18 protein-coding genes and 1 pseudogene are annotated in these 23,382 nt (G+C 61.8%); 10 read left to right on the top strand and 9 right to left on the bottom strand.

What is annotated here, in order from left to right; genetic code table 11:
- Positions 1-113 precede the first annotated feature (113 nt).
- The 6 genes and pseudogenes from ACNJ7E_RS43715 (at position 114) to ACNJ7E_RS43690 (ending at position 7,498) form a co-directional block, all read left to right on the top strand.
- Positions 114-1,316, top strand: coding sequence for a tyrosine-type recombinase/integrase (locus tag ACNJ7E_RS43715; RefSeq protein ID WP_418340359.1), 1,203 nt, complete (start codon positions 114-116; stop codon positions 1,314-1,316).
- Positions 1,317-1,996: 680 nt separating this feature from the next.
- Positions 1,997-4,000 carry a tyrosine-type recombinase/integrase gene (locus ACNJ7E_RS43710; protein ID WP_418340358.1) on the top strand — a complete coding sequence of 668 codons (2,004 nt, stop codon included), beginning with the start codon at positions 1,997-1,999 and terminating at the stop codon, positions 3,998-4,000.
- Positions 4,001-4,103: 103 nt separating this feature from the next.
- Complete coding sequence (locus ACNJ7E_RS43705) at positions 4,104-4,541, top strand: maltose acetyltransferase domain-containing protein (protein WP_418340357.1); 438 nt, start codon at positions 4,104-4,106, stop codon at positions 4,539-4,541.
- 113 nt (positions 4,542-4,654) lie between these two features.
- Positions 4,655-5,715 (top strand): annotated as a pseudogene (locus ACNJ7E_RS43700) (double-stranded RNA binding motif domain-containing protein); the annotation flags it as partial.
- A gap of 197 nt (positions 5,716-5,912) precedes the next feature.
- Positions 5,913-6,626 carry a nucleotide-binding protein gene (locus tag ACNJ7E_RS43695; RefSeq protein ID WP_418342714.1) on the top strand — a complete coding sequence of 238 codons (714 nt, stop codon included), beginning with the start codon at positions 5,913-5,915 and terminating at the stop codon, positions 6,624-6,626.
- On the top strand, positions 6,626-7,498 hold the full coding sequence (locus ACNJ7E_RS43690; protein ID WP_418342713.1) for a ParB/RepB/Spo0J family partition protein: 873 nt from the start codon (positions 6,626-6,628) through the stop codon (positions 7,496-7,498). The genes ACNJ7E_RS43695 and ACNJ7E_RS43690 overlap by 1 nt, the downstream gene beginning before the upstream one ends.
- Before the next feature lie 270 nt (positions 7,499-7,768).
- Here ACNJ7E_RS43690 and ACNJ7E_RS43685 read toward each other — a convergent pair whose 3' ends face one another.
- On the bottom strand, positions 7,769-8,944 hold the full coding sequence (locus ACNJ7E_RS43685) for a hypothetical protein (protein ID WP_418342712.1): 1,176 nt from the start codon (positions 8,942-8,944) through the stop codon (positions 7,769-7,771).
- Positions 8,945-9,455: 511 nt separating this feature from the next.
- Between ACNJ7E_RS43685 and ACNJ7E_RS43680 the strand changes: the two genes are divergently transcribed.
- On the top strand, positions 9,456-10,076 hold the full coding sequence (locus ACNJ7E_RS43680) for a recombinase family protein (RefSeq protein ID WP_242324515.1): 621 nt from the start codon (positions 9,456-9,458) through the stop codon (positions 10,074-10,076).
- 65 nt (positions 10,077-10,141) lie between these two features.
- On the opposite strand, the gene ACNJ7E_RS43675 is transcribed toward ACNJ7E_RS43680, so the two are convergent.
- The 6 genes from ACNJ7E_RS43675 to ACNJ7E_RS43650 form a co-directional block, all read right to left on the bottom strand.
- Entirely contained in the window at positions 10,142-10,585 is a 444-nt protein-coding gene (locus ACNJ7E_RS43675) for a hypothetical protein (protein WP_418342711.1), read from the bottom strand.
- Positions 10,586-11,397: 812 nt separating this feature from the next.
- Positions 11,398-12,381, bottom strand: a complete 984-nt coding sequence (locus tag ACNJ7E_RS43670) for a DUF2637 domain-containing protein (RefSeq protein ID WP_418342710.1) — start codon at positions 12,379-12,381, stop codon at positions 11,398-11,400.
- Positions 12,382-13,850: 1,469 nt separating this feature from the next.
- Entirely contained in the window at positions 13,851-14,063 is a 213-nt protein-coding gene (locus ACNJ7E_RS43665; protein WP_418342709.1) for a hypothetical protein, read from the bottom strand.
- 1,132 nt (positions 14,064-15,195) lie between these two features.
- A complete protein-coding gene (locus ACNJ7E_RS43660; protein WP_418342708.1) occupies positions 15,196-15,444 on the bottom strand; it encodes a ParB family protein in 249 nt (82 codons plus the stop codon).
- Positions 15,445-15,550: 106 nt separating this feature from the next.
- The gene (locus ACNJ7E_RS43655; protein WP_418342707.1) at positions 15,551-16,375 is read right to left on the bottom strand and encodes a ParA family protein; all 825 of its coding nucleotides are present in this window, start codon (positions 16,373-16,375) and stop codon (positions 15,551-15,553) included.
- 599 nt (positions 16,376-16,974) lie between these two features.
- Complete coding sequence (locus ACNJ7E_RS43650; protein ID WP_418342706.1) at positions 16,975-17,643, bottom strand: ScbR family autoregulator-binding transcription factor; 669 nt, start codon at positions 17,641-17,643, stop codon at positions 16,975-16,977.
- Between the two features lie 247 nt (positions 17,644-17,890).
- Between ACNJ7E_RS43650 and ACNJ7E_RS43645 the strand changes: the two genes are divergently transcribed.
- The 3 genes from ACNJ7E_RS43645 (at position 17,891) to ACNJ7E_RS43635 (ending at position 20,483) form a co-directional block, all read left to right on the top strand.
- Positions 17,891-18,715 carry an MBL fold metallo-hydrolase gene (locus ACNJ7E_RS43645; RefSeq protein WP_418342705.1) on the top strand — a complete coding sequence of 275 codons (825 nt, stop codon included), beginning with the start codon at positions 17,891-17,893 and terminating at the stop codon, positions 18,713-18,715.
- A gap of 75 nt (positions 18,716-18,790) precedes the next feature.
- Entirely contained in the window at positions 18,791-19,888 is a 1,098-nt protein-coding gene (locus tag ACNJ7E_RS43640) for a GAF domain-containing protein (protein ID WP_418342704.1), read from the top strand.
- Between the two features lie 142 nt (positions 19,889-20,030).
- The gene (locus ACNJ7E_RS43635; protein ID WP_418342703.1) at positions 20,031-20,483 is read left to right on the top strand and encodes a hypothetical protein; all 453 of its coding nucleotides are present in this window, start codon (positions 20,031-20,033) and stop codon (positions 20,481-20,483) included.
- Between the two features lie 54 nt (positions 20,484-20,537).
- On the opposite strand, the gene ACNJ7E_RS43630 is transcribed toward ACNJ7E_RS43635, so the two are convergent.
- Positions 20,538-21,743 (bottom strand): replication protein, encoded by a 1,206-nt coding sequence (locus tag ACNJ7E_RS43630; RefSeq protein WP_418342702.1) that lies wholly within the window; start codon positions 21,741-21,743, stop codon positions 20,538-20,540.
- Between the two features lie 787 nt (positions 21,744-22,530).
- Entirely contained in the window at positions 22,531-22,983 is a 453-nt protein-coding gene (locus ACNJ7E_RS43625) for a helix-turn-helix transcriptional regulator (RefSeq protein ID WP_418342701.1), read from the bottom strand.
- Positions 22,984-23,382: the final 399 nt, after the last annotated feature.

Below are 23,382 nucleotides of genomic sequence, written 5' to 3'. Positions count from 1 at the left end.
GTGCACGGCCTTAGCGACTGACATTTGCGTGTTCTCGACGTTCGCGGTGTGTCATCAACTGCTATGTCGCGTACACGTGCTAGATGTGATGTACGCGAGATGAGGAGCCACCCGTGGAGAGCGATGGCCAGCGGTACCGCGTTCGGCAGGTTCGCCACCGGGGTGGGCAAATCTCCTATTGGATCTTTAGTTCGGATGGGGAGCTCCATCACGATTCGATGCGCGTGTTGGCGTCGTATGGCACTGCAAGCCAGCAGACTTATGCCTTCAGTCTGGTAGACCACCTGAATTGGTTGCACATCAACGGCATCCAGACGAAGTCGGTAACCTTTGACGACTTGCGTCGGTACATGAATGCGCTCACCAACGAGGGCGCGGAGATCTTTGTGCCGTGGAGACGTGCTGATCAGCGACCACTTGGTGCCTCGTCCGCGTGCAACGTGGCAACTGTCGTGAAGGCGTTCTACATGTCGCTGCTCAAATCGGGGACGGTGAACGAAGACCTGGTATGCAAGCTCAACGCACCAGCGTCCCGCACGCAACGGGGCACCTTCGTACAGAGGAATCCCCTAGCCCCGAAACGAACTTCGCGAAGACCTCGGGTAGTTACGGACGCCACTGTGCAGGCCCTGTTTGAACCGGACATCCTGAGAAGCGCTCGCGATGTCATGATCGTGACCTGGCTGCACGACACCGGCATCCGGGTCGGAGGCCTTTGCGGACTGAGGTTTACCGACCTTCATCTCGTTGCGGATCATCCCTGCGGGCAACACCGATATCCACATATCCACGTGGTGGGGCGCAACGACAATCCGAACGGTGCTCGCGCCAAGATCCCAGGTGCGTTGAGCCGGGTTCAGCTGAATTCCGAAGGGTATGTCATTGATGGTGTCATTCGTGCAGTGAGTGACGACATGATCAGCACCTTCCACGCGTACCTCCTCGACGAATACAAGACCGTCCAGCACTTCATTGATCACCAGCAAGTACTCGTCCACACGGATGGTCGAACGCCGGGCGCTGCTCTCACGACAACTGGTGTTCGAGGCATGCTTCGGAGAGCGGGGGAACGAGCCGAGCTGCCGACCCGTGTCACGCCACACGCGTTTCGCCACAAGGCTGCCTCGGATTTCTATGCGGTCACGGACTTTAACGCCGAAGAAGTGGCGGAGGAATTCGGCTGGTCCAGACCGGAAATGGTCACGGAGCTCTACGGCAAGTCGGCTAGCTCATCGGTACTTTTGCACCTCGATCAGTACTGGACAGCAACTGCACGTCCGAGCGCAGAGCACGACCTCGTGCCGGACCGGAAGTGAGGGCTGGCGCAGTGGCAACGACTACCAGCAGGTATCCGACACTCACAGTAGTAGCGCATGATTCGGACATAGATAACCTCAGCATCGAGCGGCGATACACCATCGCCAGCGAGTTCTTCCCCGAGTGGATGAAGAACGAGCCGATCCAGTTTCCGCCCGATCACGACACGTTTGGGTGGGCGTGCCGGGTTCCAAACTGCGCGGCAATGATGTGCGGGAGCTACACGCTCCGTCTCTGCGAGGCTCACGCGACCAAGTACCTTCAGGCGAAGGACAGATTGACGCTCGATGAGTTCGCCGAACAGGCTCAGCCACAACGGAGTCTACGGTTCGGGTGGGCCCTCGAACGCGGTAGGGACTGCGAGGTGTGCGGGTCCCATCGTGAAGCAGTGACACGAGGACTCTGCGTGCAGCACAACAACGCGAGAATGAGGGCATCGGAGTGCGGCATACCGCGGCCCGACTGGCTGTCAACTGCAGTTCCACTTCCTCCTTTCGCCTGCTGCGAACTCGGGGTTTGTGTGCGTGACGCTACGATGACGATTGGGGTAGGCGCCGCCAGTCGGCGGGTTTGCCGCGGACACCAGCACGTGTGGTCACGCTGGCGCAAGTCATTGACGAAGCCTCCCACACGGCGGCAAGCCGAGGAATGGTTCTCCAGGGAAGACGCCGGGGATGCAATGCAGCCGCACGAGAGTCGTGGCCTGCTCTCACTCTCGGACCTTCCGGCCAACGTTCAAAGAGAGGTCCGGTACGGCATCTATAGACACGCCAAGGCGCCGAACCGGACCCAGTGGCGTCCGCTCGACATCAGGGAAGCACTCAATCGACTCGCAGCCGAGGGCATTGAGACCTTGGCCGATCCACGTGTCGAGGCCATCGCGGGCGCAGCGAAACGCGGCAGCATGGTCAAACGAGTACTCACGGACCTGCCGATCGCGGCCCGGCCGCTACTCCTCGACGCCAAATCGGCGAAAGATGCTGGCGTGTTCGACCCGGTGTTTGTCGGTGGCGAGCCCTTCCAATCATCGTCGGTGCGACACCGCCGCTACCTGTTTGATCTTCGAAACGTGTCACAGCGATGGCTTCGAGATGTTCTGTGGGACTATCTTTCCGACCAGGCACTCGCAACCAACGGGAAGCGTGCCACGCTGCCAACCATCCAACTACGTATAACCAGCGTGATCGTCCTGTCCTTCATGCTCCGCCAAATCCGTCAGGACGGCGGCAACGTGGCAGAAATTCTCACCAGCGAGGATTCGGCGGCACTCGGCGATCTCTGGAATATCTGGGTATCAGAAAATATTCACGTCCCGTGCATCAAGCCGCCCAATCGCCCAGTCAAGGACGAGCGCACCGCCTTGGTTCGCGCACGGTTCAACTTCACCACGAACGCACGAATCGTTCTCCTTCACGCGTTGAACCACAATACGATCGCGCGTAAGACGGAGAGCTTCATCCTCCGCTTTCCGGAGTACTCCAGGCCGAAGACCAGTCCTCGCCCACGACCGCTCAGCGACGAGGAGTTCATGCGTCTGGTATCGGACGAGAGCATCACGAAGCTCGAGGATTTGGACACAAACGACGTTGGGATCGCCGACATCTGGGTAACTCATGCATTCCAGGGCGGGCGAATCAATGAGACACTCACGCTACGCCTCGGATGTATCGGCTTTGTGGGCGCGATGCAGCCCTACCTGTGGCGGGACATATCGAAAGCAGGTCAACTTGACTACGGCATTCCGTGCCACCAACCCGTCTATCAGAGACTGCTGAAGCGGCAAGAGAAAACCCGGCAACTACTGCGCCAACGGTATGCAAAGGAATTGTCGAAGCTCGGAAAGCGCCAGGCGACGGCGTTGGAGACCAATTGGGACCGGGAGATGCCGCTGTTTCCACGCCCGAGCAGCAACCCTGACCTGGTTATACCATTCTCCTTCAGCGGTTTTCAAGATTCGTGGATGACGTGGCTGGAACAGATCGGAGTCGCAGGTGTGACGTCGCACCGGACACGTGCGACGATGGCAACCACCCTCCTCGACAACGGGGCACCACCAAAGCTCGTTCAGCAGATTCTCGGGCACTTCTCCGATGCCGCTCTCGCCTTCTACGGAAGGTACAGCGACGAAACCACCGTCCGCCACCTCCAGATGTTCTGGGCAGGCGGGCCAGGCACCAGTAAGCCTGGCGCCATCGTGGCGCAACCCAGCGATTTTGCCGACAGCACGTCAACTGCCGCTCGAATAGACCTTGCGGTTGTGCCCGTGGAGCACGGCCTCTGCCGATACGGCCCGGTCGTTGGTGGCGCGCTCTGTCCAAAGCAGAAGAACTGCACCACCGGACCTGGCGGCGTGTGTGAGCACTTCGCCCTCACCGGTGCGGATCTCGCGTATTGGGAACGGAAACGAGACGCCGACTACCAGTTCGCGGAGGGAGCACCCACCGAGGAGGCGCGCGAGTACATCTTGAGCCAGTGGCGCGAGTGGGAACCAGTGATCGACGGCCTCAGGGAAGCGCTCGAGGACGCCGGCCTGTTGGAGGCCGCAGAACAACTCGACTTGAGAAGTCCAGCCCAGGACTACTTCAGCCCGGTGTTCTCCATCGGCTGGACGGCAGGAGAATTGGATCAGAATTCCAACGAAGTGGGAGGCGGTGACGATGGCCACGGAGCGACGGCCAGCTGAGGCAATTGCGCGGCGCACTGCCCAGTCGAAAGCTTGTGAAGATAGGGTGCGCCAGGCGCTTTCACGACTCGTGAAGGCGGGGGTTCCGTTCACCGTTGCTGATGTGTGCACTCTCGCCGGGGTTGGACGAACGTTCATCTACAGCCAGAAGCGGCCCGAGCTCACTCAGGCAGTCCTCGACGCACGGAAGCATTCAGTCCGGGCAGCGACCACAAGGGCCGAGGAGTCGCTCGATACGCAGACCGCATCCTGGCGCGAACGAGCACTCAACGCCGAGGCAGTTGTCACCTCGCTCAGGTCAGGGATTCAGCGGCGTGACGAGCAGGTCAGCGCCCTCACCGGGATGCTCTATGACGCCGACGGCGTCCACCTTGTCGAGGAGAACACACGACTGCGCGAGCTGATCAGGAATCTCACCCGAAGCCTGGCGGAGTCGGAGAAGGAACGAACCAGACTCACGAGATCCCTCGACGGCGCACGGGCCAACGTGAAGCGCGAAAGGGAACGCAACGTCACGCAGCTCTTCGGCGACAACCCATAACGCAAAGGCGATGGTTTCGCTGTTCGTACCCGGTTGCGGGGACTGTCGAGAGCATGTTCGCGATACCGTGACCTGCAAAGATAGTGGCAGCTGACTCCGGATCAGTCGCTAAGCACGGCCACTACGGATTACGGCTCAGCGCCTACACCCACGTCACCTCCCCGCTACGCCGGGTCGCCGACCTGATCAACCAACGAATCATCCTCGCCCACCTCGATCACTCCCCACCCCCTACACCCCGGACCAGTTGGCGGCCCTCGGCGCCGACCTGAACCGACGCACCCGCGCCGCCCGGGAAGCGAAGAAGAACCACTTCAAACACGCCGACCAACGCATCGTGACCCAAGAGGCAGCACGCGACCTCACTGCCCTCGATGCCCGCACCTTCCACAAGGTCCTCAAAACCGCAGCCGCCGCACCACTTCGCGACGAGATCGCCACCGAACTCGGCCGCCGGCTCGCCACCGACGCCTTGACCGTCGCCGACGTCGCACAGCTCGTCGACATTGCCGATCCCACCTGGCGTCCGATCCAACTCCTGATCGTCGACACCTTGACCGACACCCACCCGGAGATGGGACCGAGCGTGTCGTCGGTGTGGCGACAAGCCCACCCCGACCAACCAGAGCCCACGGTCGATCACCAAGCGCGCGGTGCCGACCACAATAGAACCTTCGCCGCCCGCGCCACCCACCTCGGCGTCCGCGGGCCGTGGGTCACGGCAACGGCGAAGAAACCGGCCGAACAGGCAGCGCTCTGGTCGGCGCTGCGGGCCTATCTCACCGACGCCGACCACACTCAGCCGGAACCGGAATGGCCGCTCCCGCCGCAAACCCCGGAAGCCGAGCGCGGGGACGTCGCCGACGCTTCCCTCGCACGGACCCCAATCAAGGGTGCGACCGGCGTGCCGCTTGCCACGATTACGGGCCTGTCCGAGACGAAGAAGCGCAAGGCGCTGTCCAACCCGGTCGCCTGGCTGATGAGTCTCGCCCAGAACGAACAGCTCCCGAAGCCCGAGTGGGAATTCCACACCGACGGTCCCGCGCACGCACCCCACTTCACCGCCACCGCGCACTTCGCCGGATGCACAGGCATAGCCGATGCCTCGTCGAAGTCCGCCGCCAAGATCGCATCTGCCACCGCACTGGTCGAGGCAATCGCAACGGAAGCTTGAACGCGCACTGACGCGGTTTGTTTACCGCGGTAAACAAACCCGACCCCAGGTTGGTTTTGTTTACCGCGGTAAACAACGTCAGCGATCACACCGATGCATGCGCGTGTCATCCCCGATATCGACCCCTCGGTGCCGTACCGTCCGTACCCGTCCGAAGTAGCCCGCACCAGGTGGGTGAAGCAAACGGAAAGGGTCTCATGACCATTCATGTCCTTCTCAATCAGAAGGGCGGCGTCGGAAAGAGCACCGTCGCCGTCAATCTCGCCGCCGTCACCGCAGATGTTCTCAATCAAGACGACGACCCCGATGCCACCTCCCCCGTGGCAGCCGTCTCCGTCGACCCACAGGGTTCGGCGATCTGGTGGGCCGACCGTCTCGACAATCTGCCATTCCATGTCGTTCAGGCCCACGACGACCTCAATGGGCTCCGCCAGCTGGGGCAACTGCCCGGCATCCGCCACACGTACGTCGACACCCCAGGCTGGATCGACCTCAACGCCGCCGACGACACCTCCGACCCCCTCGGCCGTGGACCAGCTGCCGATGCCTTGCGGACGGTCCTCGAGGTTGCCGATCACGTCATCGTGCCGATGGAAACCGAACCTCTATCCTTCGACCCGACCGCACGCACGATCCGAAAGATCCTCGAGCCCCGCGGAATCCCGTACACCGTGGTGATCAACAACTGGGATCCCCGCGACGGCAAGTCCGACCTCGAGGAGACCAAGGACTTCGTGCGCGCGAACAAGTGGCCGCTCGCCAAGACCGTCATCCGGCATTACAAGCTGCACGCCCGGGCCAGCGCCGACGGCCTGGTCGTCACCGAATACCCGGCGAACCGCGTTGCACTGCAGGCCCGCGAGGACTTCTACCGGCTCGCCCTCGAGCTGCGAATCGACGGTGGTCGGTGATGGCGCGCGGATCCCGCACCAACCTGGCAACCCTCGCAGCTGCCGTCGGCGACAACTCCCCCGTCGACCGGCCGAGCAACGGAATCTCCGCGACGCCGACCAGCGTGCCGCTGAGCGAACTCGCACCGAACCCGCGCAACCCGCGCGACGACCTCGGCGACCTCGCGGACCTGGTCTCGATCACCGGCACCCAGCTTCAGCCCGCTCTGGTGGTCACCAGATCGGCCTACTTGCGGCTGTATCCCGAAGACGAAACCGAGATCGGCCTCGCCCGCTGGATCGTGATCAACGGCTGCCGGCGCCTTGCCGCCGCAGCCAATTTCGGTCGCCCGGACCTAGACATCGTCGTCAAAGACGAGGTCGCCGCGGACCGGATAACACTGCTGGCGGCGGCGGTGATCGAGAACGTCGGCCGGCGAGACTTCGACGTCATCGAAGAGGCCAAGGCCGTCGAACTGATGGTCGTCGAATGTGGAACCGTCGAGAAGGCCGCCCTCAAACTCAACAAGTCCAAGGGATGGATCTCGCAACGACGGGCGCTGCTCAAATTGGCCCCCGAACTCCAAACGGCCATTCGTACAGGTGAACTCGCGATTCGTACCGCACGCTCCCTCGCGCAGGTTCCGCAGGCGGAACAAGTCGACAAGTGGCAAGCCGAACGGCAGCGTGAGCATCAGGCACACGAGAGCGAACAGGACAACTCTACAGTCGAGCGAAAGCCTGACCGTGTTCCCGCGACGGCGGCAAAGGTCACCAAAGCCTTCCGTCGCATGGATGCCGATCCGGCGACCCTTGCCGATGCACTGCTCGAGTACCTCGATGAGGATGGCTTGCACGCGCTGCTCGAAGTCCTCACCAGCCCCCGCCCCTAATCGCACCGTGCCGGTGTTGTTTACCGCGGTAAACAACACCGGCGACAGCGGCGATCGGTTCCGAGTCACGTGCCGACGGCGCCAAACTCCTCCACGACGCCCGCGCGTTTAGTCGGCCATGCCTACGTCTACCCCGTTTCCACTATGGCCAGTAGCTGACGGTTGAGGTCATCCGCCGCTTGTGACCGACAATGACCGAGGAAACAAGACCGGCTCGTCGCCGTTCTTCACCCACCAGCGTCCGTTCGCCATTCCATCCCGGGACGCTGATCAAGCCCCATGCGATCGGCCACCAGTCGGTCGTAGGGCTCGTTGTTCGTCGATAACGCGGTTCGTCAGTTCGATGCTGGACAGATAGAGCCAGAAGACCCAGTCGAGGTAGTAGTCCGGGTAGTCGCGCTTCTGGTCGGCTCGTTGATGCCTGATGTGGAATCCGTTTGCGATCTCGAACAATGCACCTCGATCTGTCTTCGTCATCACGTCGGTGAGGACGTCATGACGACGCTCCTCCAGCACCAACGCGAGGGCGGCAACAGCAGAGCGTTTCTGGTTTCGGTCTGCACTTCTGTCTCGGAATAGTGCTAGTGCGTGGCGGACCTGGTCGGTCGTCGGCTCGTTGTCCCCACGATGGACGACGGCCTCCACGAGTTCGGCACGTGCATCGTCAGTAACCGTCACGAGTCGACCTACATCCTCACCCTCATCGGCCATCCGCAAACCGATATCGCTGCGGTCGAAGAGCTTGTTGACTCGCCAGCGGTACACCGCTCGCCCCGTCTCGATGTCGAACTCTTCCCGATGCCAACCGCAATCGTTCCAGCCGTGGAAAAACACCGGCTTGCGTGGACGGGCGACACAATCATGAAGAAACTCGACGAGCGTGTAGAACAGGTCAGGGTCGTCAGCGAGCGCCCTCGGATTAAGTGGCCACACGTCCGTCAGGCCGAGCTCTCGCTCGATCACGGTCGCCGCTTGGTTGCCTCGAGATTCTTCTTCACAGTTGATTCCGAACCGTCGGTCGAGGTAACACGCCAGATCCAATTCATGGACTAGAACGGCGAACTCACGCGCAACCATGTCGATCGACCACCGCGCATTTGCAGGGTCTGATGAGTAGCCCTGGCGGTCACGCCAGTATGGCCGCTTCGGCGGAGGATTCTCGTGGAGGAGATCTGAGTCCGCCATCAGGTCCTTGAGGAACTTCTGCCGCGGCGTCAGAGCAGTAGGCCTCCTGCTCCAAGGATCGATGGATTCAGATTCGATCCGACCAAACTCGGCAGTCGGGCCATCGACGTAGTCACCTACAAACGCATCGGTCAGCAACAGGAGGCAGCGATCATCCCAGTCTGGCTCAGTGCGGACATTCAGCAGCTTGGACGACTCCGCTACAAACAGGCTCCTTGGCCACACCAGTTGGTAATCCGGCTCAGACAGTCGCGCATTCACGTATGCGATTATCGCCGGACCTCAGTCGACCACTGTATGCCGCCCCTGCTCAGCCGGAACCCGATCTGCCCTCGGTCGCAGTGAGCTCCACCGGATGCAACTCGACATCGATGCCGCCGTCCGAACAGGACGACCACTACCTCGGCGTCGAGGAACGCTTCCGGATCGCCATGCCAAAACAGTACGGCCACATCAGACGTGGGCTCGCGCTTCAATGAGCTGTTGCCGAGCCCCGGTCGAGCAGGCAAAACCGGTTCAAAGCCGCTCTGCTGTCCCCAGATTTCGTTTTGGTCATGGACAAAACGGACACCCGTTACTCGTTTGATCGGTGTGGTCCACGCGAGTGCAGTCGGCTGTTGACGGCGTGCAGCCGACTTCTGAAACTGACAAACCTACGGCTGGTGAGTCGACTCCGACCCGTTCGTTATAGATGTCCGGTTGAAAATTCCGGTAAGACGCGCCGGAAAACGAACGATCTGAGATGTCGGCCCGTTCGGCGATACTGACGAGCATGAAAATCGGCTACGCACGGTGTTCGACCGCCCGACAAGACGTCGCCGGCCAAGTTGCATGGCTCGGCAAGCTCGGCGTCGACGGCGCTCAGGTCTACACCGATCACGGCTACACCGGCCGCAATCGGAAACGACCGGCGCTCGCCCGGGCGCTCGAAGTCTGCCGCAGCGGCGACCAGCTCGTGGTGACCAAGCTCGACCGCCTCGGACGCTCGGCCCGCGACCTCCACCAGATCGTCGACGGACTCGTCGAGTGCAACGTAGCCCTTAACATCGACGGCACGGTGTATGACCCAACTGATCCGATGGGCAAGATGTTCATCGGGTTTCTGGCGATCATGGCCGAATTCGAGTCAGACCTCAATCGTCAGCGCACGAAGGCCGGCGTAGAGGTTGCGAAGGCCAAGGGCAAGATGCGCGGCAAACAGCACAAACTGTCACCGCTCCGCCGCAATCTCTTGCTACGGGACCACGAGACCGGCCGTTTCACCGTCGATGACCTGTGCGCGGGCTACGACCTCAAGAAGACGGCCCTGTACGAGAACCTCAAGCTCGCGCGCAATGAACGCGCTGGCGCGGCACCGCAGCCCGAGTTGGCGGAGGATGAACTGTCAGCGTGAAATTCGGAGGGGCCGATTGAGAGCTCGGCCCCTCCGAATCAATCAGTCGAGATGAGGCGCCTCGACTACGGGACCAGCACGTAGCTGCTGATCGCCAGTGCCCGGAGCGGAAAGTTCGAGACATTGACGAGGCTCACGCCGGCACCCGTCGGCACGTCGATCCTGGTGGCCCCGTTGTCTACCGGCACGCGCAGGGTGTGTGTGAACGGGGCGATCCCGTTGATCCAATCGACCTGAATATTCGTCGCACACGCCGGGCTCGCCCCGAAAGTACCGCGCGGAGTGAGCAGTACGGAGAGGTTTCCTGGCCGGGTAGCGCTGGTCTCGAAATCCACGTGGATCGGTCCGTTGCACGGTCCACTGTTGTCGAGCTGCACGATGTCGTCGCCCATAATACCCGGCGTGCGCGGCGGAACGTCCGCCGCTGCAACCGCGTTGGTGACGAGTGCCAGCGCGGCCGCGGCGGCGCTGACTGCAACCGTGCGGACAGCGTTCTGCCGAAATGTCATTGGTTTCTCCCCTACCCCACCCGAACGTGTTCCGAATCGACGATTCCTCGACCCGGCCGTGAACCATGGGATCAACCCTATCGGACACACACCTCGCATCAATCTGAGGCCGAGAGCGGAGGAGATATCACCTTCTGACCGGCGAGGCCGTTTCGCAGCTCGGACACCCATTCGTCGCACGCGGTTGACCGAAACTCGTCGGCGGACGTTGCATGGTTCGACAGGACGAACGAATGCAGGCGATCGGCGTAGGTCCTTACCATCGCAGGGCGATCACTCGAATCCGATTCCGCGAGTATGACTGACAGCGCATCAAGAATGCTCACCGCTTCTTCCATCGTCCGTATGTCGCGGACGGAGGGCGCCGTGGCCCGTGCGGTGTCGGTACTCTCACGCTCGAGTTCTGGGCTTATTGCTGCCCGATCCGAGACGTTCAATCTACCCTTCGCTCCTTCTGCTCACGCGAGCCTCAATTTCCAGTCGTGCCTGGTCGAAGACGAGGCCTCCTACTCAGGTTCGACACTTTGACACCCAGGCGCTCGACCTCGGTACTGCCGGCAGGGCCAATACGGACACCGCTACTCGTTTGATCGGTGTGGTCCACGCGAATGCAGTCGGGTGTTGACGACGTGCAGCCGACTTCTGAAAATGACAGCGACCTTCGATGAACCTGCTACGGGAGGCGGCTACGTATCGCGCTGGGTACGGGACCAACTGGGTCGCTCAACAGTGCCTACTTTCGCTCGTGATTCAGTGTGGAGCCCGGCGGCCCGACCTGAACGAGTTCGGGCGGGGCCGCACCGGACTGGTCACTACACTCCCGCTCCGACGAGACGGCCTGCTGGAACCATGGGGCGCGACTCTGATTCACGCGCTTCCTTGAGCCACCTGTACACGGTCGCTCGAGAACGGCCGACATGGGTCGCGATATCGTCGGGCTGAACCTGCATGGCGTTGAGCGTGAGCGCACGCTCAAGCCGTTCGTCTACGCTGGCATGCTCCGGAAGCGGAGCAGGAAGGACGAAGTCGTAGGGTGACTCGTAGCCACCGCTGCGGGGAGTCAGAGCACCGGAATCCGTATCGCCAGCGTCTTCGCACGATGGATGGACCAGACCGAGAACACCCTGGCGAGGACCTCCGTCCCACTCGTCGATCGGATCGGTCGAGTTGTCCGTTGTCCCCCGCGCTTCCGGCTCCAGAGTTCCGTCAGGAGCGGTCGCGTGTGCGGCGCGGTTTGGGGTCTTGGCGACTCTCCGAGGCGCTCGGATCAGGACCTCCACAGCCTCGGTCATCGCCAGGAGAAACAGGGGCGCAAGTGCCCCGATTGCAGCCGCAACGAGCCCCCGCCAGATCTCATGTTGGGTCATGTAGGCGTGACCGCTGTTCATGATCACCGACACTGCTGCCGCGGTGTACTCGACCCGCCTCAAGAAGAGCCGACCTCGGACGGTCCACTCGTCTCGGTGCTGCGAGAGCGCAATGACGCAGAATGACGAGCCGACAATCGCTCCGTCGATGATGACCGGGATCAGCCAGGCGAATCTCTTGTCGGCGCCAAAGTCGATTACGAGCGCCTGCATGGCACTGAAACTCGTGACGAAGCACGCGACTCCGATGACCAATGCCACGATGCTCGCGATCACGAGCGCAGCCCAGATTACGACCGGGTGAATCTGCGGCCCGTCTTCCCAGCCGTCGGCCTCGCGGCGATCACTCTCCCCGTTAGCGGGCTGACCAATCACTTCAGTGTCGTACTCGTCGCGGCGCGATCGCCGCCGAAACTTCAACGTCGGCACTGGGACGTCCTTTCGTGTCATGAGGTCTCGTTGCTGTCGCATTTCCACCTATGCGAGACGCGGTGAGAACCGCAGCGAGGTTGATGGGCGAGACGAGACATTCGCGCCTCTACGGCCCCGTCTTACTGACTCCCGGCGGATCGCCCTGCCTGGCTCGGTGGGACGCGAGAGTAGCTCGAGCAGCACCCGCTCACAGTACCTATAGAACTATGGTTCTTATGGGAACCTGACGGCGTGTCGGGTGATAATCCCAGCTCAAATGACAGTTCCCACAGTTCCATAGTTCTATAGGACATATGGTTTCTCATAGTTTCCACAGTTCTGTGATGCAGCGAGACGACGTCGTCTTACCCGGGAGCACCCGCTTGCGAAGTGCTAGCGCATGGCCCGGCAGCAAGATGAACCACGGCGGGCCCCCCACAGCTACCCCTGGCGAAACCCGCAGCCCCCGCTCGACAAGCCAGTACCAGCACGACGGGCCCGGCGATGAAGAAAACGCCGGCGTCCTTGAACAGCTCGAACTTCGCGGTCATCACTCCCCTCCTCCGGTATGAGTCCACGACCCCCGCTGCCACTCACGGCAAGCCGATCAATATCGGGCTCAGCAGCCGCGATGCAGGACCCCGGCCGGGGTCCTGCATCTCTCCAGTCCGGAGTCATGGGTCCATGAGTTCCATAGTTCTGTGGAACCCGGCAACATCCATCTCGGGAGTAAACGGTGGTGGCGGCGCGGTTCTCATAGTTCCGATGGACCCATAGTTCTGTCGCACCTGCGAGTCTCGCGCGGCAACACTTCGGCTGCCGGACCAAGGTGAGATCTGCACGTATCACTTCGGCTCATCGTGGCCCAGCGCATTCAACCGGAGAGCAAACCCCACCGGCATTCGGGAAGCCTCGATCGTATCCGCCCATAGCTCTATGGAATCCGGAGAATCTAGAGGACGTCTCAAGAGAAAGCCATGATGGCGGCGCGGTTCTCATAGTTCCGATGGACCCATAGTTCTGTCGCACCTATGAGTCTCACGCGGCAACACTTCGGCTGCCGGCCCGCAAAAGGGAATCTCCTGGCGATGAGGCACCGCTCGTCGGGACAGATGCCTGTCCACATCCGAGAATCGTCCAATCCACTAGGACAGGACTCGTCGGATGGGACAAGGTGAGATCTGCACGTATCACTTCGGCTCATCGTGGCCCAGCGCATTCAACCGGAGAGCAAACCCCACCGGCATTCGGGAAGCCTCGATCGTATCCGCCCATAGCTCTATGGAATCCAGAGAATCTAGAGAATCTAGAGGACATCTCAAGAGAAAGCCATGATGGCGGCGCGGTTCTCATAGTTCCGATGGACCCATAGTTCTGTCGCACCTATGAGTCTCACGCGGCAACACCTCGCCCAGATGAAACAGGCAATACATCCAGGCCGGAGAGGGCATTTTCCCACCTCCGAGAGACGGACGCTTGGAGTCCCCCTACAGTCGTAGGGACCCGGCGGCGGAAGCGAGTCGCCCGTCGAACTCGTCGAGCGCATTGCTCAGGCGTTGGCTATCCGGTCGGCAGTAGCAGGTCGAGAGTTGTTCGACGCGGACGATGAAGAAGGCCCGATAGAGCGACTTCACGGGGAGCGAGTCAGGGACCCCTTCGATCCTGCGAGCAAGTTCGTCGAGTCGGGTGTCGGCAGCCATGCTGTTCCCCCTCCTAGTTTGGTTCCAGCGGACTCACCTGCGGCGAAGAGCGAGGTCCCACGCGTGCCGCTCCCAGCCCCCATAGCTCTATGGAACCCGGCAGAGCACGCGTGTCTCATTGAGATTCCCTGGTAGGGGAGCGGTTCTCATAGTTCCGATAGATCCATAGTGCTGCCGAACCTATGGAAATCATCACGGCACATCATCCGGGCGCCAACATCGCAGCAAGCCGGCAAGGACCTGGTGCCTCCTCGACCGGACCGCGTTGCCGCGCTTTGGCTACGGTGATGGTGTCGACGTCTCCCATTGGTCGGCCACGTGTCCCCCCGGACTGTTGCGCAGTCGCGGGAGTTCCCCGTGGGGCACTTGCATTGTTGCTGCCCCTGCCCAGTCGTCCCATCTGCCGGCGAGAGGGCGACACCCCGCGGCAGAACTCGACGAAACTGGACACCTCACGCTGTGCGCCCCAGTCGTCGAAGGTTGTGGAGCTTCCGGCAACGGGGAACCAGCCAGAGATAGGGCGGGGGAGACCTAAGCGCATCTCGCTCCGAGTATCGGAGATCGCGGCACTGGCCGAAACTCAACCGGGCCAATGGTCTCACCGCCATGGTTATATCGGAACCGACATCCCCCGATCGCCTCACTGAGAAAGACGTGGTGGCGACACAGTTCTCATAGTTCCGATGGACCCATAGTTCTGTCGCACCTATGAGTATCTAGGCCATCCCGCGGCACGGGCCGCCCTACCGCTTGAGGGGGAGCGAGGCCAGCGTGCACGACCTTCACGTCTCCAAGGGCAGCGCGCCAGTCACACCGGTTGGACCGCCGGTAGGACCGTGATAGTTGGGATAGGACGGCAAAGATTCGGCGCGTCTCACTTCCCCGACCCTCGTCGCTTTTGACATCTGCTACTGCGGTGTCTCCGGTAGCTCTGGACTTCCCGATTGAAACCGAAGCAACCCTCATAGCTGTGGAACTGTTGCTTGCTCGTGCGTGTCTCATGAGAAAGACGTCGTAGCAGTGCGGTTCTCATAGCTCCGATGGCCCCATAGTTCTGTCGCACCCATGGATCTCATGAGAACGCCCCACGTCGCTAGACGCGGGGCGTTCCGGATCAGAGGAGGGACTGGGACTAGCGGGGCCGGTTCCTGCCAACGCCTAGTTGAGTGATGCTCTTGATCGTCCCCGCATCGACACTGGGCCATTGCTCGCCGCCGTTGTGCTGTCCCTCGAGCCGTTCGATCTTCTCGAGAACGGCGTTCTCCATGAACTCACCGAACGTCTCGGCGCGTTCTTGTCCCCGTGTGTGGAGGTACGCGGCTCGGATTCTGCCGCCCTGACCGGTGTAGAAACCCATCTTGACTCGCTCTGTGTCGTCCACGACAGGTGTTGGCACGGGAGCGCGGCGGCGTGATTGAGCATGCCGCGCTGCGACCTCAGAGACCGGAGCGATAGGGCTGCGCGATTCTAGGTCACTCTCGAGTGGCTTAGGCCGGGGCGACATTGTGTTCTCCAATCAGTGCAGGCAGCAGCTCCGCATAGAGCGCGGCGGTGAGATGGGCGCGGGTGTTGCCAGACCATTCGTCCAGACCGATGCCGGCCTGACTTGCGTCCTTGATGACGACACGCCGCGGGATGACCGGTTCAAGGACATTGACCTTGCCCCTGAGCGTTTGGAGCCACTCACCGCCGGAGACCGTCTGCGCGTCATGGTTGTTCACGATCGCGCCTGTCACCTCTAGCTCCGGGTGGAAGTATTCGCGCACATCGTCGATCGTGCTTAGAAGTTGTCCGATGCCATCCGCCCCAAACAGGCTCGACTCCGTAATGATGACCGCCTCGCTGGCGCCCGCCAGTGCGTTGATGGTCAGCAGGTCAACTGATGGCGGGCAGTCAATGAGAATCAGGTCGTACTCGTCTTGGACTGCTTCCAACGCCTTTCTCAGACGCAGTTCCCGCCCCATGCTTGCTGCGACCAACTCGTTCCTGACATTGATCAGCTTGCGACCGCTGGTGGGTGCGAGTGAGAGACCGTCCCACCTTCCCTCGACGATGACATCTCCCAGCTCGTACTCGCTGTCTTCGGTGAGAACGTCCGCGACGCCCAGCTGCCGGACTTCGACCTTCTCGCGCGAAGAGATCTTCGTGAGGTTGCCTTGCGGGTCCATGTCGACCAGAAGCACTCGCAGGTCACGAAGCACGGCCGCCCGCGCAACGTGGAACGTTGTCGTAGTCTTCCCAACCCCACCCTTCTGGTTGCAGAACGCGAGAATCAGCGCCTTGAGCTTGCCGCCTCGATGCCGAGCCGTCATACGTTCATCCTTCGGTCGTGGGCGTCTCGCGTCCGCGGTCCGGCGTCTTAGTGCCGATAGCTCTATGGAATCTAGCAATACCGCATGTGCCTGTCACGGACATATCCCCAGCGTGTTGGCATGTTCTACGGGATCCCATAGAACTAAGCTCGACCTGCACAAAGGGTGTATGGTCGCTGAGTTCCTGGCGAAGCTGAGTTCCTGGCGAAACTGTCCAGTCTGGCTCCCGAGCCCAGGTCTGCCGTTGGTGGCGGCATTCACCGTTTGGGGCGGGGTTGCCCTTGGAGTCGCCCCTCAACGGAGGGTCTTCCTCGAGCTTGTCAACTTCGGTTCGAGTCGCACCGCAGTCGCGGCGTGCTGTACTTTCCACACTGCTCAATCGGGCTACATCGAAGGGTTGAGATGCCAAACACCACGCTGCCGTCCTCGTTCGACGTTGAGACACCTCGGGAAACCTCGTCAGAGTCGGGGTCTGGTGACTGCGTTCGGCCACAGCGCGATTTCAAGGTCGCTCCGTTCTCGTCGCGTCCCACCTCGAACTCGCGATCGCAGTAGGCACGCTGGAGAGATGCGTGTCCGGGCACCCCGCCGACCACGGTCTACAGCGAGAAGACTGGCCCGAACTTCTCGGGAGGGCCAACACTGCGTGCATTCCGCGTTCTGCGTAGGTCCTTGTGTCGGTACCGGGGCATGATGCCAGGTAGCAGCAGCATCCACATGTCGTCGACACGTTGCTCGAGGTCGGCTCCTCCGGTGTGGATCAGTGAGAGGGTTTGGACACCGGTGAACGCTCCGATCACGAAACGCGCGAACGTCGCCGGATCTGTCTCATGGCTGATGTCGCCCTGGTCGATGGCGCGGCGTGCGAGGTAGTCGCAGGTGTTGATCCAGTCGATGTAGGGGTCGGCGGGTCCATAGCCTTTGTCGCTGAGCTCGACGGTGATGCGGATGCCGGCTCTCACGATTGGCTCGTGAACGATCTGCCTGGCCATTTCGTGGCACAGCATCACGATCTGTTCTATCGCCGGCGCGTGCTCTCCTCTGATGGCCTCGACCGCGGCTATGGAGATCGCGTGTTGCTCGGCGATGATGGCCCGCGCAAGCTCTTCCTTGGAGCCGAAGTGGAAGTACAACGCACCCTTGGAAAGCCCAATGCTCTCGACGATCGTCTCTAGACTGGTCCCGACGTAGCCGTTCTGCTCGAATGCCTCGGCCGCTCCCGAGATGATCTGGGCTTTGGTCGCCAAGCCCCTAGCCTGTTGACCCATCTGCACCTCCGCCCACAACGCGAAAAAAAACCAACTCGCGGAACGGTACCAGCGCGGTTTGCAGGAACATGTTCCGGATTCAAACCCCAACGGCGGCCCGCTATCTGTGCACCCACGGTCCCATGTACTATGACTCCGCTTCCCTCGAATGGGGGACTCTTCCCGGGACCCACAACACTTGTTCCGGTCGTAGCAGCTGCAGAGTGCGATCTCTGCGGTCACTCCTACTTCCGGGCGGTGTCGAGTTTTGTCCATTAGCAGAGTCCATCATCTGAATTGCGGAACGTTCCTCACGCCATTTGTCGGCCCCCTGGTCTCACATGTGCTGCTCTGCGAGACGTCCGGCGGCCTGGTCCTCGTCGACAGCGGCCTCGGCCTTCGTGACATCGAGTCACCACGGCGACGGCTCGGTGCGCCCGCGATGATGTTGGGACCCGCGTTGCGTGCAGAGGAAACCGCCGTCAATCAGGTTGAGGCATTGGGATATAGCAGTTCCGACGTCCGGCATATCGTCGTGACCCACCTGGACTACGACCATATCGGCGGCGCAACGGACTTCCCCGGCGCCGTCGTGCACACCACGTGCACAGAACTACAAACGGCACGTGCCCAGCGCACATTGTCTGAACGGTTCAGGTACCGGCAGCCGCATCTCACGGCCCTCGCGAATGTGCAGACATACGACGAGATGACCGAGCAACTGCTGGGTTTCGAGCTCGCCTATCCGATCGATGGCGTCGAGAACATGTGGCTGGTGCCTCTACCTGGTCATTCGGAAGGGCATTCCGGTGTTGCCTTGCAGGTCGACGGGCGTGGATGGTTGTTCCATGCCGGCGATGCGTTCTTTCATCACACCACCATTCACCGGTCGGCGCCCTGGAGCTTGCGACGTGGGGCCGTGCGAGTCGTGGAAACGATCCTTGCGGACAACGTTGCCGCGGTACGCGAAAATCATTCGCGCTTAAGGCAACTGGCGCGCGAAACCGACCTCGTGTCGGTTTTCTGTTCGCATGATGCCGCGATGTTCGAGGAGATGAGGTCTGCCGCAGAGTCAATGCGCCGACGTTGCTAGGGTTCTAGCCCATGCAAGGGGGTAGAACATTTGACTGACACGGTGGAACCGCGTGTAGCACAGCGGCCGGCGAGCATGAAGAGCGCCAAGCTGGCGAATTGGCTGATTGTCGAGACACTGGGGCGTTGGTCCGATGAGGAGCCGACGCTGGTCGCGGAGAGTGGAGCACCGAAGGAGTTCACGAGTCTCCGCAACCGAAAGTGGAGCATCGCCAGGAGCCCCGGCGAGGGCGCACAGATCAGCAAGTTGGCGAAACTGCTAGTCGAGGCGGTGGCGGTCACCGGCGAAGAGCAGGTGGAGCTGATCACTATCGCCAGCAAAGCGCAGGGCGATATACGGGCTCGGATGGCCGGCCATCCGATCTTGTCCGCGCGCGGCGAGGTCTTCGGTGTGGAGCTATGGGTCGGCGACGCACGCCAACCTGTACCTGCTCGACGCTCCGTGGGGGCGTTCGAATGGGACTACCGGACGCAGGTCACCGAACACGGTCCAGGTGCCGAAGAGAGCATCCTCGGTGCCGACGCGGCCGCCGTCGAGCGCGGTGTGCAGGATGTCTGGAAGTTCTTTGGTGGTTTCGAGCGGCTGAACGAATACGAAGACTACGTAAAAGATTTCGCGATCGGAGCGAAGCCAGCTGGTGCGCCGTTTGCATCGAAGGTGACAGTCCGTGGGTCGCAGCCGCGTTTGACCTACATGACAACACGCACGCGGGAAACTGCGGAGGGCAAGAAGATCAGCGGGGTCGTTCACGACATCACCTCGGCCGAGAATCGCCCGCAGCAGGATTTCAGCCTTGACGCGTTGCGGACGGCTGCGCGACTGATTGCGGAATCTTCACCTGATCCTGTCGGGGTCTGCCAACTCACCCTGGCGACAGGGATCTTTCTGGAGTGGTATCACAATCCGCCCGGATCGCTGTCCAGGTGGGCGACTGAGGTTCCCGAGATCCACGAGAAGAGCATCCCGGTACTTGAGCAGGCCAGAAATGACCTGCGTAAGGGAGAAATGACCCGCGTCGACCTGGCGCTCTTCCTCCGGTTCGCCGGCGACGAGGGGTGGACTCCTGCCGACCTGACCATCATCGCTGCGGAAGAAGCAGATCCGGCCAGGGGAGTGGAGGCCCGTCAGGGCATCGTTCAGGCACGACCGGGCACAGGTCCTCTCTGCTGGTAGGCACCGGGATGGGTGCGAACCGGCGGGCGCGTCGTAGATACGTGCAATGCACGTTCAACGCGACAGGTGGCGGGTTCGCACCCACTATGGTTCTTCAGCAATCGCCATTCGGCGATAGCCTGACGAACGCGGAGGAGACCGGATGAGTACGAATTCAACTGAGAGCGAAGCACTTCGCGACGACCCGGACCGGGTAATGAGTGTCGGACCCGGCACCGTCGAGATCCCTGTACTGGCGCTCACCGAACTGCTCGAGGCCACTACCGAGTTGAACGAAGCTGCTGGTCCACGACCTAGCGCCGCCCTCGAGGCCGCGTTGCTGCGGGTGGGTGCCGCTACCTCCAGTGTCGTGTTACCGCACATCATCGACACCGTCGAACGCAACGCCGGCCCGGGACGCGAGCTTCCGAAGTTCCTCGAGTACATGTTGGCGGAGCACCTGGACCAGCCAGCGGATCGACCGGGGGCGCATCCTCGCAATCTCGACGACCGGCTCTACCTTCGGTGGCTTGCGCATCGGCCGATCGATGTCGACGCCGCCACGATCGAGAGCTTCCACCGTCGATGGGCAGCGCGGGACAACAGCCGCCCCTGACCGCCCCTGACCGCCCCTGACCGCCCATGACCGGCCCGGTCCGGATCGTCGCGGTCAGCCCCGCTGGTCCTTTCGGCGGCGAGCGACCAGCTCGGCGCGGGCGACCAACTCTTGCTGAGTTTCACGCTGCCGCCGATCCCTCCTGCGCTGGTCGATGAGCGCGGTGTGTTCGGCGATCGCAGCGCGAGCAGCACGACGGCCGGGGGAGTCGGGGCCAGCAGCATCCGCGTACCGAGCACGCTCGGCGGCAAACTCGGCCGCCTGCCGTTCCCGTTCGGCTTTCTCCTGGTCGAACGCAATTTGCGCGAGGACATGCGGAGGGAAGGCGAGATCTTGTTGCCCTAGGAGCCAGCGGACGAATGCAATCGGAGACTTCGGGGTTGGGGTCACCCGACGTGCGGCCGCCCAGGTATCGATCGTGTCGTTGAGGTCGGCCGCCGTCCAACCATGAGCGGCTGATTCGGCCAGAGCCGGTCCCCAACCCCTCGAGGTATGTTGCCGTGCCCATGCCGCCGTTCGTGGACTGCCGAGCCACCTGGCAGCCAGCAACACACCCTTCCGGTTCGCTGCCGCCTTCTCGCGTTGAACCCTCGTCTCAGGGCGCCGCGAAGCGGCTCGTTTTTCCACAGATCGCTTTGTATTAGAAACCTCTCTACGAGAGGAATGATCTAAAGAGTGACCCCTAGGGGGGTGGGGTGCCATTTGTATGGATCCGTCGACTGATCTGCGGGTTTGATCCACAGGCTTGCGCGGGTGCAGCGCCCACACGGATGCCCAGCCGCGCGACCTGTCTCCGACTCGGTAGGACCCCATGCGCTCGGACCCCAGACCATCACCGCGGTCCTTCCATCGCCGGAGTCGCCCACGGAGAACTTCGGTGGCCACGCCGAGCATCTTGAGGGCGAGCTTGGCGCGCTGCACGGTGCTCTTGCAGTACCCGGTCCGCTCCATCAGGGTGTCGTTTTTAAGTCGGGAATTCTGTCCGGTGTCGTGGTTGGCGGCGGCCGCCATCTCAGAGGCGACCTTGAGCAGCGCCTTAAGCGAGATGCCACCGCCTCCGCGAATCCGGCAAAGAGCGGGGCGGATGATGAGGTAGAGGCTCTTGTATGCCTCGCGGACCTCGATCTCGACCCAGGTTTGCTCGCCGCTCCATACGGCGATACCGCCGTACGCGCCGTCGCCGAGGTCGAGTGTCACCTTGCAGAATCGCCGGCATGCTTCCTCGGGGCCGCCGATCGCATTGATGAACGCTGGGGTCAACGAATTGCACTGATGCCCGCAGATATGGCCCGGGATGGTGCGCGGCGTACGGGCCGTGCCGTATCGCGGACGAGCAGGACTGCTACCGCGGTACCCGCCGTAATTGGTCGTCGCGTACTCATGAGTCGAGACACGCGCATGGATTGCTGAACCTGCATCAGGGTGCGCAGTGCTACCCTGGGCTCTGTCACGCAAGACAGTCCCTTCGGGGAATAGCAGTACCGCTGAGAGGGAGTTGCTCGCTCACTCTCGCCAACCTCGAGGACCCCTGTTCCGCGCCCACGGAGCGGGGGTTTTTCGTATCTCGGGTCTGGCTGCGTAGCTGCTAAACGAATATGGCGGCAATCAGTAGGAGTCGCCCAACCCCAACCGTTGCTGAATTTGTCGTTCAGGCCGTCAGCGGAAGCACCTCCTGGCCAAGTTCGCGAACGAGATCGGGCCGGCCGACGTAGAGACTGAGAACATCAGCGATGAGCTGGCTCTCCGTGAGACCGAGTTCCGCCCTCTTCTGATCGAGGAGATGCTTCACCGCTACAGGCACTCGCCCGGAGACCCCAATACGTGGGCCTTTGTACGGCTGAGCCATTTGATGCGCCCCTCTCTCTTCGACCGGCGCTCTTTGCCGGTTGACCACCGCGGCTGATTCTGCCGCAGATTCAGGCCCCCGGACCGCCGACACGCCGAAGCTGCGGCAGTTTGGGAGTCGGGCTCCAACGCTGGCGTGCACCAATACCCCGACAACCTCGACGTCGCGCTCAACAAACGCGAACATTAATTGCGGACAAGTCTACAGATTGTCCACGCGTGTCGTGCGGTCCGCGACAGTGCGCTCCCAAGCGGCTGCGACGTCCTCCAGCTTGACCGCGTAGAGCTCTGCGAATGCGGATGCCATTGCGGGATCGTAAGATTTGCGGCCACGCTCGATCTCGGACAGCGACGTTGGCGAAATTGAGAGCTCCTTCGCCGCAGCCCGGCCGTTGAACCCGGCGTGAAACCGCAGGTCGGCCAGTCGGAGTTTGCCGGACGGTATCGGAGTGAGGTCGGCCGGAGAGATCCCGAGGGCTTCCGCCATCTTCTTGAGCGCCGCCGGAGTCGGCGCGGCTTTCCCACGCCGCCAGGTGGATACAGCCTGGTGGCTCATCCCGATTTTGTCGGCGAGGTCTTCGGCGGTGATCTTCTTACGTGCGAGCGCACGGTCGAGCGCGGCACCACTGAAGCCGCGTACGCCGATGCGCGGCATCGAATCTCCCTGCTGCAGATCTGAACTTTCCCCACTCATTGTTGCGCCCTTCTGGTCGATCGCTGCACAAATCTCCGCACATCAATTGCGTACATTAATAGCGTCAACTAGTGTTGTCGGTGTAGGAATCGAGTAGGCAGCTTCGGGGAGGAGGTCGCCGGCATGTCACTCCCGCATTCGTTGCGCAAACAATGTGCGCGTGCCTATACTTTCCCGGCCACCCCTCACGGGGTCTTCCTTGAGCCCGGCTCCGGCCACCTAGGTTCGAGACGTAGCGCGGTGTTGTGCGTACACGCACACACCGTTTCCCAGTCATATCCAAGATGGGTTGAATCGTTGCGCTCGAACTGGTCTGCGGTATCTGTCACGGGGTCATCCCGCGACTTCCGCATGCGCTCA

Origin of the sequence: Rhodococcus mengyinensis, from assembly GCF_048381435.1 — a bacterium.
GTDB lineage: Bacteria > Actinomycetota > Actinomycetes > Mycobacteriales > Mycobacteriaceae > Rhodococcus_F > Rhodococcus_F opacus_D.
This window is presented reverse-complemented; position numbering and strand designations above follow the sequence as displayed.

Coding starts and splice junctions, on each gene's coding strand:
- ACNJ7E_RS43710 (WP_418340358.1), top strand. CDS start 1,997: ATGCAGCCGCACGAGAGTCGTGGCCTGCTCTCACTCTCGGACCTTCCG.
- ACNJ7E_RS43695 (WP_418342714.1), top strand. CDS start 5,913: ATGACCATTCATGTCCTTCTCAATCAGAAGGGCGGCGTCGGAAAGAGC.
- ACNJ7E_RS43690 (WP_418342713.1), top strand. CDS start 6,626: ATGGCGCGCGGATCCCGCACCAACCTGGCAACCCTCGCAGCTGCCGTC.
- ACNJ7E_RS43680 (WP_242324515.1), top strand. CDS start 9,456: ATGAAAATCGGCTACGCACGGTGTTCGACCGCCCGACAAGACGTCGCC.
- ACNJ7E_RS43675 (WP_418342711.1), bottom strand. CDS start 10,585: ATGACATTTCGGCAGAACGCTGTCCGCACGGTTGCAGTCAGCGCCGCC.
- ACNJ7E_RS43665 (WP_418342709.1), bottom strand. CDS start 14,063: ATGGCTGCCGACACCCGACTCGACGAACTTGCTCGCAGGATCGAAGGG.
- ACNJ7E_RS43655 (WP_418342707.1), bottom strand. CDS start 16,375: ATGACGGCTCGGCATCGAGGCGGCAAGCTCAAGGCGCTGATTCTCGCG.
- ACNJ7E_RS43650 (WP_418342706.1), bottom strand. CDS start 17,643: ATGGGTCAACAGGCTAGGGGCTTGGCGACCAAAGCCCAGATCATCTCG.
- ACNJ7E_RS43640 (WP_418342704.1), top strand. CDS start 18,791: ATGAAGAGCGCCAAGCTGGCGAATTGGCTGATTGTCGAGACACTGGGG.
- ACNJ7E_RS43635 (WP_418342703.1), top strand. CDS start 20,031: ATGAGTACGAATTCAACTGAGAGCGAAGCACTTCGCGACGACCCGGAC.
- ACNJ7E_RS43625 (WP_418342701.1), bottom strand. CDS start 22,983: ATGCCGCGCATCGGCGTACGCGGCTTCAGTGGTGCCGCGCTCGACCGT.